Raw genomic sequence first — 445 nt, 5'->3', positions numbered from 1 at the left:
GAATAATAATATAGCCAATCCCGATAAAAACAATTACATTCCTGAAAATGGCAATGTCTTTTTTATCAATAACAATTTTCTGAATTTCTATAAAAATATAAATCATGATTTTAAAATGATTGACAATCATTCGGATAAAATAAACGTGTTTATTCCTCCAAGGTTACAATATCAAAAATCTGAAATTCAAAAAAATCACCAAGGATGGATTGACTTTCAAAAGCAACAAAACAAAAAAGTAGATGTGCAAGTACTGTCAAAAAACGTATCTGTTTTTTCTTTTGATCGCACAACTAATTTGAAATTTGGGTATCTAGATTCTCCAATAGTAATGTTGTTGACACTTGACGATTTAACAGGAGATTTTTATTTAGCTGCTGTTTCTCAAGGTGGATATCTATTTAAAGATTTAGATACACTTAAACAGTTGCTTAAAGATAATCAC

Annotated in this window: 1 pseudogene; it reads left to right on the top strand. The window is 28.1% G+C overall.

What is annotated here, in order from left to right:
- Positions 1–445 (top strand): annotated as a pseudogene (locus IDG65_RS14260) (bacteriocin-associated integral membrane family protein); the annotation flags it as partial.

The organism is Staphylococcus sp. EG-SA-17 (genome assembly GCF_017151845.1).
Classification (GTDB): Bacteria; Bacillota; Bacilli; order Staphylococcales; family Staphylococcaceae; genus Staphylococcus; species Staphylococcus aureus.
This window is presented reverse-complemented; position numbering and strand designations above follow the sequence as displayed.